The organism is Actinomycetospora sp. (assembly GCF_055612215.1).
Map to the genome: position 1 here is coordinate 1 of NZ_JBVPVA010001110.1, position 6,854 is coordinate 6,854.

The following is a 6,854-nucleotide window of genomic DNA, read 5'->3' on the forward strand; positions in this document are numbered from 1 at the left end:
GCTCGACTCGGCCAGGTGCTCCAGGGCCTCGTCGCGCGCGAGCTCGGGGTCGGCGAGGTCGGAGCGGGTCACGACGAGGACGCCGTCCCGCACGCCGAGCGCGTGCAGCGCGTCGAGGTGCTCCCCGGACTGCGGCATCCAGCCCTCGTCGGCGGCGACGACGAACATCGTCGCCGGCACCGGCCCGACCCCGGCGAGCATCTGGGTCACGAAGCGCTCGTGACCGGGCACGTCGACGAACGCGACGGTCTCGTCACCCAGGCTCGTCCACGCGAAGCCGAGGTCGATCGTCATCCCGCGGCGCCGCTCCTCGGCCCACCGGTCGGGCTCCATCCCGGTGAGCGCGCGGATCAGCGTCGACTTGCCGTGGTCGACGTGGCCCGCCGTCGCGACCACCTTCACGGCGTCATCGTCCTCGCGGGGCCGCCACCCACCGCCCGGATCGCCGCGGCGAGGCGGGCGTCGTCGGCCGGGTCCACCGAGCGCAGGTCGACCACACAGCGGCCGTGCTCCACCCGCGCCACGACCGGGTCGCGTCCCGCACGCAGCGCCGCCGCCGCGTCGACGGGCAGCGCGAGCCCGGCGCTCGCCAGCTCCACACCGGGGGCGCCGCCGCCGCCGACGGCCGCGGCGCACTCGACGGCCTCCACGCCCAGCTCCGCGGCGAGCGCCTCCGCCCGGGCCCGCAGCGCCGACGTCGGGGCGTGCAGCATCGCGCGCGCCGGCGGCTCCGGCCCCCGCAGCGTGGCCTCGAGCGCGGCGAGGGTCAGCTTGTCCACGCGCAGCGCCCGGGCGAGCGGGTGGCGGCGCAGCCGGTGCACCAGCTCCGCGGTGCCCAGCAGCAGGCCCGCCTGCGGGCCGCCGAGCAGCTTGTCGCCCGAGGCCGTCACCAGGTCCGCGCCGGCGCGCAGCGCGGTGGCGGCGTCGGGCTCGTCGGGCAGCACCGGGTCGGGCGCGAGCAGGCCCGACCCGATGTCGACGACGACGGGCGCCCCGAGCCCGGTGAGCTCGGCGGTGGGCACCGACGAGGTGAACCCGGTGACCAGGAAGTTCGACGGGTGGACCTTGAGGATCATCCCGGTGTCCGGGCCCACGGCGTCGGCGTAGTCGCGGCGGTGCACGCGGTTCGTGGTGCCGACCTCGCGCAGCCGCGCGCCCGTGGACACCAGCAGGTCCGGCAGCCGGAACCCGTCGCCGATCTCGACCATCTCGCCCCGGGCGATGACGATCTCCCGCCCGGCGGCCAGCGCGGTGGCCGCGAGGACGAGGGCGGCCGCCCCGTTGTTCGCGACGTGCACCCCGCCCGCGTCGGGCACCGCCGCCGCCAGCGCGTCCAGCGCCCCCGCCCCGCGGCGGCCCCGCTCGCCGGTCGCGAGGTCGCGCTCGACGTCCGTGGTCCCCGCGGCGGCGGCGAGGGCGTCGCGGGCGGCGGCCGAGAGCGGCGCCCGCCCGAGGTTGGTGTGCAGGAGCACCCCGCTGGCGTTGATCACCGGACGCAGGCTCGCCGCAAGCTCGGGCAGCGTCGCGAGGACCTCATCGACGACGGCCACCGGCGCGATCTCGCCCGCGCGGGCCCGGGCCTGGGCGGCGACGACCGCCTCCTTGACCCGCGGGCGCCCCAGCCGCTGCGACGCGGGCGCCACGCGCGGGTCGGTGAGCACCGCGTCGGTCCGCGGCACCCGACGGCGGGGGTCGTCGGTGCCGTCGGTGCGCGCCGCCGTCCGCGTCATGGGGTCCAGCGTCCCACCGTCAGGCCCCGGCGAGCGCGGCGACCGCCGCCGACGCGAGCCCGGCCCCGACCATCACCGCGGTGACCCGAGCCGGCAACCCGCGCGGGAAGACCCGCCGCACCATGAGCGGAGGTCGTCACGGACGACGAGTCTGCGTCCGCGTCGTGACCACCGCGCACCCGTGCGTGTGACGATCTCGTGGGCGCGCCCCTCCGGCCCCGACCGGCACGAACGGCCGGTTCGTCACCATCGAAGGTCACGAACGGCCCGTTCGCTCCCGGCGGCGCGGGGCCGCCGCCGTCTAGGACCCGGCGGCCGGCACGTAGTGGCGGTCCGGCGGCGTCGTGCCCGGCTGCACGGCCTCCTCGCGGCGACGGATCCGTTCCCGCTGCGGGATCACGATGTGCGCCGGGTCGTTCGCCGACGCGATCCCGGCGTCGAACACCGCGAACCGGGTCAGCGCCGATCCCGCGAGCAGCGCCAGCCCGGAGAGCACCGACGACCACCGGCGCTTCCGGCCGACGACCGCGCCCACCGCGCCCGCGGCCAGGCACGCCTTCGACGCCGTCATCAGCGTCTTGGCCCGGCCCTTCTCGTAGACGTCGGCGAGCAGGCCGAGGTCGTGGGTCATCTTCTGGTCGGTCGCGAGCTCGACGACGGCGCCGAGGGCGCCGAGGCGCGCCGCGGGCTCGTTGTCCTCGACCGCGGCGAAGACCAGCGCGAACCCGCCCCCGGCGGCCGCGGCGCTCGAGCCGAACAGCACCGGGAGGTGGCGGTGCGCCTCGTGCCAGGTCGGCACCGCGGTGTTCGAGAACAGCACCGCGGTGTAGGTCGCCAGCGCCGGCCCGATCGCGGCGGCCGCGACGCCGGTGACGTCCCCGGCCCGCTCGATCCAGTCCTCGTCGCGCCTGCCCCGCACCCAGCCCCAGACCTCCGACGCGGCCGTCGCGGCGGCGAACGTCGCGAAGGGGGAGAGGATCCAGGTGCCGACGGAGAGCGGCGAGGTCGGCTTGAGCACCCGCAGCATGTGCAGGAAGCGCGTCGGCCGGTGCAGGTCGTGGATCAGGAACACCGTGCCGCCCACGGCCCCGCCCACCGCGGCCATCCGACCGGCCCGGCGCAGGCTCGGCCGCCCGGTGGCCCGGGCCATCGCGGCCAGCACCGACGACGACCCGGCGAGCCCGCCGAGGAACAGGTACAGCGGGACGTCCGGGTTCTTCCACACCGGAGCCTTGATGATCGGGCGGCCGTAGTAGGACCGGAACTCGGCCTCCGGGACCATCAGCTGCTCGCCCTTGCGGCCCCGGCCCCGGCGCGGCTTCACCTGGTCACGGTCGAGGACGTGCCGCTCGGGCATCTGCGGGTTGAGGTCCTCGGTCATCGCCGTGCCCTCCAGAAGGTGGCCACCGCGGCGGCCCCCAGGCCGAGCGCGGTGAGCGCGGCGTTCCGCCACATCTCGGGCAGGTCGCGCGTGGTGACGATCGGGTCCGGCGGCAGCCCGTAGACCTCGGGCTCGTCGAGCAGCAGGAAGAAGGCCCCGTCGCCGCCGACGCCGTCGTCCTCGTCGCGCCCGTAGAGCCGGGCCTCGGCGACGCCGAGCCCGTGCAGCTCGGCCAGGCGCGCGTCGGCGGTGGCCTGCAGCTCGTCGAGGTCGCCGAACTGGATGGACTTCGTGGGGCACGCCTTCGCGCACGCCGGCTCGAGCCCGCTGCCGAGGCGGTCGTAGCAGAGCGTGCACTTGTGCGCGCCCCCGTCGGCCTCGCGGACGTCGATGACGCCGTAGGGGCACGAGGGCACGCAGTAGCCGCAGCCGTTGCAGATGTCGTCCTGCACGACGACGGTGCCGAACTCGGTCCGGAACAGCGCCCCCGTCGGGCAGTTGTCGAGGCAGCCGGCGTGGGTGCAGTGCTTGCAGACGTCGGAGGCCATCAGCCACCGCACGTCGCGCTCGTCGTCGGGGGTCTGCTGGCCGTGGGCGCCGCTGTCGGGCAGCAGCGACAGCAGGTCGATCGTCCCCGGCGACCCGTCCGCCGTGGGCGGCGCGGTCGCGGTGTCGCGCGGGGCGCCCGGCACCGGCCCGCCCGACACCGCGGGCAGCCCGGCGGGCAGGTGACCCGTGGTCGGGGTGCCGCCGTGCGCGAGCGTGGCCGACCCGTGCGGGCGGACGTCCTCGATGAACGCCACGTGCCGCCAGGTGGAGGCGCCGAGGTCACCGGTGTTGTCGTAGGACATGCCGGTGAGGCGGTAGAGGTCCGAGGCGTCCGTCCCGTCGTCGGGGACGAGGTTCCACTCCTTGCACGCGACCTCGCAGGCCTTGCAGCCGATGCAGACCGAGGTGTCGGTGAAGAACCCGACCCGCTTCGGGTGCCCCGCGTCGAACCCCGCGTCGGCGGCGGGGTCGGGCAACGGGCCGTAGAGCGCGTCGTCCTTCCCCCCGAAGGCGTTCCAGACCGACGTCATCAGACGTTCCCTCCCGGCTCGACCCCGGCCTTGCGGCGGTACTGCTCCACGAACTCGAGGAGCGCCGGGCCGCGCGGACGCCGGCCCGGCTGGATGTCGCAGGTGGCCACCTTCGACTCCTGGATGTGGACGTTCGGGTCCATCACCACTCCCAGCAGGTCGTTCGCGGGGTCGCCGGTCGAGAGACCGTTGGACCCCCAGTGGTAGGGCAGGCCGATCTGGTGGACGGTCTGGTCCCCGATCCGCAGCGGCTTCATGCGCTCGGTGACCACCACACGCGCCTCGATCGCGGTCCGTGCCGAGATCAGGGTCGCCCACCCCAGGTGGTCCAGCCCGCGCTCGCGGGCCAGCGCGGGGGAGACCTCGCAGAAGAACTCCGGCTGGAGTTCCGAGAGGTAGGGAAGCGTGCGGCTCATGCCGCCCGCGGTGTGGTGCTCGGTGAGCCGGTAGGTGATGAAGGCGTACGGATAGACCTCGCTCTGCGAGGGGTTGATGCGGTTCCACGCCCGGTCGATCCGCTCGAGCGCCGGGTTGTCCTGCTGGTCGTGCAGCAGGTTGGCCACGGGGGACTCGACCGGCTCGTAGTGCGTGGGCATCGGCCCGTCCGCCAGTCCGGCCGGCGCGTACAGCCACGCCTTGCCGTCGGTCTGCATGATGAACGCGTCGGTGCCCGAGAGCGCGTCCTCCGCCGTCGCGCCCTCCGCGGGCACGTAGGACGGGGGCTTCGTGGCCTCGAAGTCGGGGACGTCGTGGCCGGTCCACCTCTCCTGCTCGGAGTCCCACCAGACGTAGGCCTTGCGCTCGCTCCAGGGCTTCCCGTCCTTGTCGGCGGAGGCGCGGTTGTAGAGCGTCCGGCGGTTCGCCGGCCACGCCCAGCCCCACTCCGCGGCCACCCAGTCCTGCTCGGAGCCGGGCTTGCGCCGGTCGGCCTGGTTGACGCCGTCCGCGTAGACCCCGGTGTAGATCCAGCACCCGGCCGTCGTCGAGCCGTCGGCCTTGAGCTGGGTGTAGCTCGAGAGCGGCGTGCCGTCGGCGTCGTAGCCGTTGATCTCCCCGAGCACGTGCTCCGGGTCCGGCTCTTCGTGCATGCCGAACGTCGGGTAGTCCCACGTCAGGTCGAGCAGCGGCCGGTCGCGCTCGTCGGTCGAGCCCGCCAGCTTCTCCCGGATCTTCTTGCCCAGGTGGAAGTAGAAGTGCAGCTCCGAGCGGGCGTCGCCCGGCGGGTGCACCGCCTCGCGGCGCCACTGCAGCAGCCGCTGGGTGTTCGTGAACGTCCCGGCCTTCTCGGTGTGGTTGGCGCAGGGCAGGAAGAAGACCTCGGTGCCGATCTCCTCGGTGACCATCTCCCCGGTCTCGATCTCGGGCCCGTCCTTCCAGAACGTGGCCGTCTCGATCATCTGCATGTCCCGGACGACCAGCCAGTCCAGGTTGGCCAGGCCGAGGCGCTGCATCTTGCCGTTGGCGTGCCCGATCGCCGGGTTCTCGCCGACGACGAAGTACCCGAAGGTCTTCTTGTCGATCTGGTCCCGCACGATCCCGTACGTGCCGTGGTCGCCGGTCAGGCGCGGCAGGTAGTCGAACGCGAAGTCGTTCTCCTCGGTCGCCGCGTCGCCCCACCAGGCCTTGAGCAGGCTCACCATGTAGGTGTCCATCCGGCCCCAGAACCCCGTCTTCGCCGCGTCGGCGTCGAGGAACGAGCGCAGGTCCTCGTGCAGGTGCGCGTTGGGCATCGGGATGTAGCCCGGCAGCAGGTCGTAGAGCGTCGGGATGTCCGTGGAGCCCTGGATCGAGGCGTGCCCGCGCAGCGCGAGGATGCCGCCGCCGGGGCGGCCCATGTTGCCGAGCAGGGTCTGCAGGATCGCGGCGCCGCGGATGTACTGCGCCCCGACGCTGTGGTGCGTCCAGCCCACCGAGTACACCCACGCCGTCGTCCGGTCGCGCCCCGAGTTCTCCGTGATGGCCCGCGCCACCTCGAGGAACTGCTCGACGCCCATCCCGCAGACCTGCGAGACGGCTTCCGGCGTGTAGCGCGCGTAGTGGCGGCGCAGCACCTGGTAGACGCACCGGGGGTGCTGCAGCGTCTCGTCGCGCTGCGGCGCCCCGGTCGCGTTCGCCGCGTCGCCCACCCCGCCCGCGCTGTCGGAGGCCATCGCCGCGTGGTGCTCGCGGAGCTGGGACTCCCAGTGGTCGCGTTGACCCGCCGCGGGCGCCTCGTAGACGCCGCCCTCGAGCTGCCAGGAGATGGGGTCGTAGCGCCCGGTCTCGGCGTTGAAGCCCGAGAAGAGCCCGGCCATGTCCTCGGTGTCGGCGAAGTCCTCACCGACGATGTCGGCGGCGTTGGTGAAGGTCTCGACGTACTCCCGGAAGTCGAGGCCGTTCTCCAGCACGTAGCTGATCAGCCCGCCCAGGAAGGCGATGTCGGCGCCCGCGCGGAACGGCACGTGCATGTCCGCGACCGCCGAGGTGCGGGTGAAGCGCGGGTCGACGTGGATGATCTTGGCGCCGCGGCGCTTCGCCTCCATGACCCACTGGAAGCCCACCGGGTGGGCCTCCGCCATGTTCGATCCCTCGATGACGATGCAGTCCGAGTGGATCAGGTCCTGCTGGAAGTTCGAGGCCCCTCCGCGGCCGAAGCTGGTCCCCAGACCGGGGACGGTGGCGCTG

5 protein-coding genes are annotated in these 6,854 nt (G+C 74.1%); all 5 read right to left on the reverse strand.

Translation table 11 applies throughout. The annotated features are described in order from the left end of the window. A partial coding sequence (locus tag AC0CYZ_RS29930; RefSeq protein WP_472221752.1) for a GTP-binding protein occupies window positions 1-402 on the reverse strand: 402 nt, incomplete at its 3' end. Further along, window positions 399-1,730, reverse strand: coding sequence for an L-seryl-tRNA(Sec) selenium transferase (gene selA, locus AC0CYZ_RS29935; RefSeq protein ID WP_472221753.1), 1,332 nt, complete (start codon window positions 1,728-1,730; stop codon window positions 399-401). The genes AC0CYZ_RS29930 and selA, both read right to left, overlap by 4 nt. A gap of 301 nt (window positions 1,731-2,031) precedes the next feature. Beyond that, window positions 2,032-3,111 (reverse strand): NrfD/PsrC family molybdoenzyme membrane anchor subunit, encoded by a 1,080-nt coding sequence (gene nrfD / locus AC0CYZ_RS29940; RefSeq protein WP_472221754.1) that lies wholly within the window; start codon window positions 3,109-3,111, stop codon window positions 2,032-2,034. After that, on the reverse strand, window positions 3,108-4,190 hold the full coding sequence (locus tag AC0CYZ_RS29945) for a 4Fe-4S dicluster domain-containing protein (RefSeq protein WP_472221755.1): 1,083 nt from the start codon (window positions 4,188-4,190) through the stop codon (window positions 3,108-3,110). Before AC0CYZ_RS29945 ends, nrfD begins: the two co-directional genes overlap by 4 nt. After that, the coding region (gene fdh / locus AC0CYZ_RS29950; RefSeq protein ID WP_472221756.1) for a formate dehydrogenase at window positions 4,190-6,854 on the reverse strand (2,665 nt) is incomplete at its 5' end. The genes AC0CYZ_RS29945 and fdh, both read right to left, overlap by 1 nt.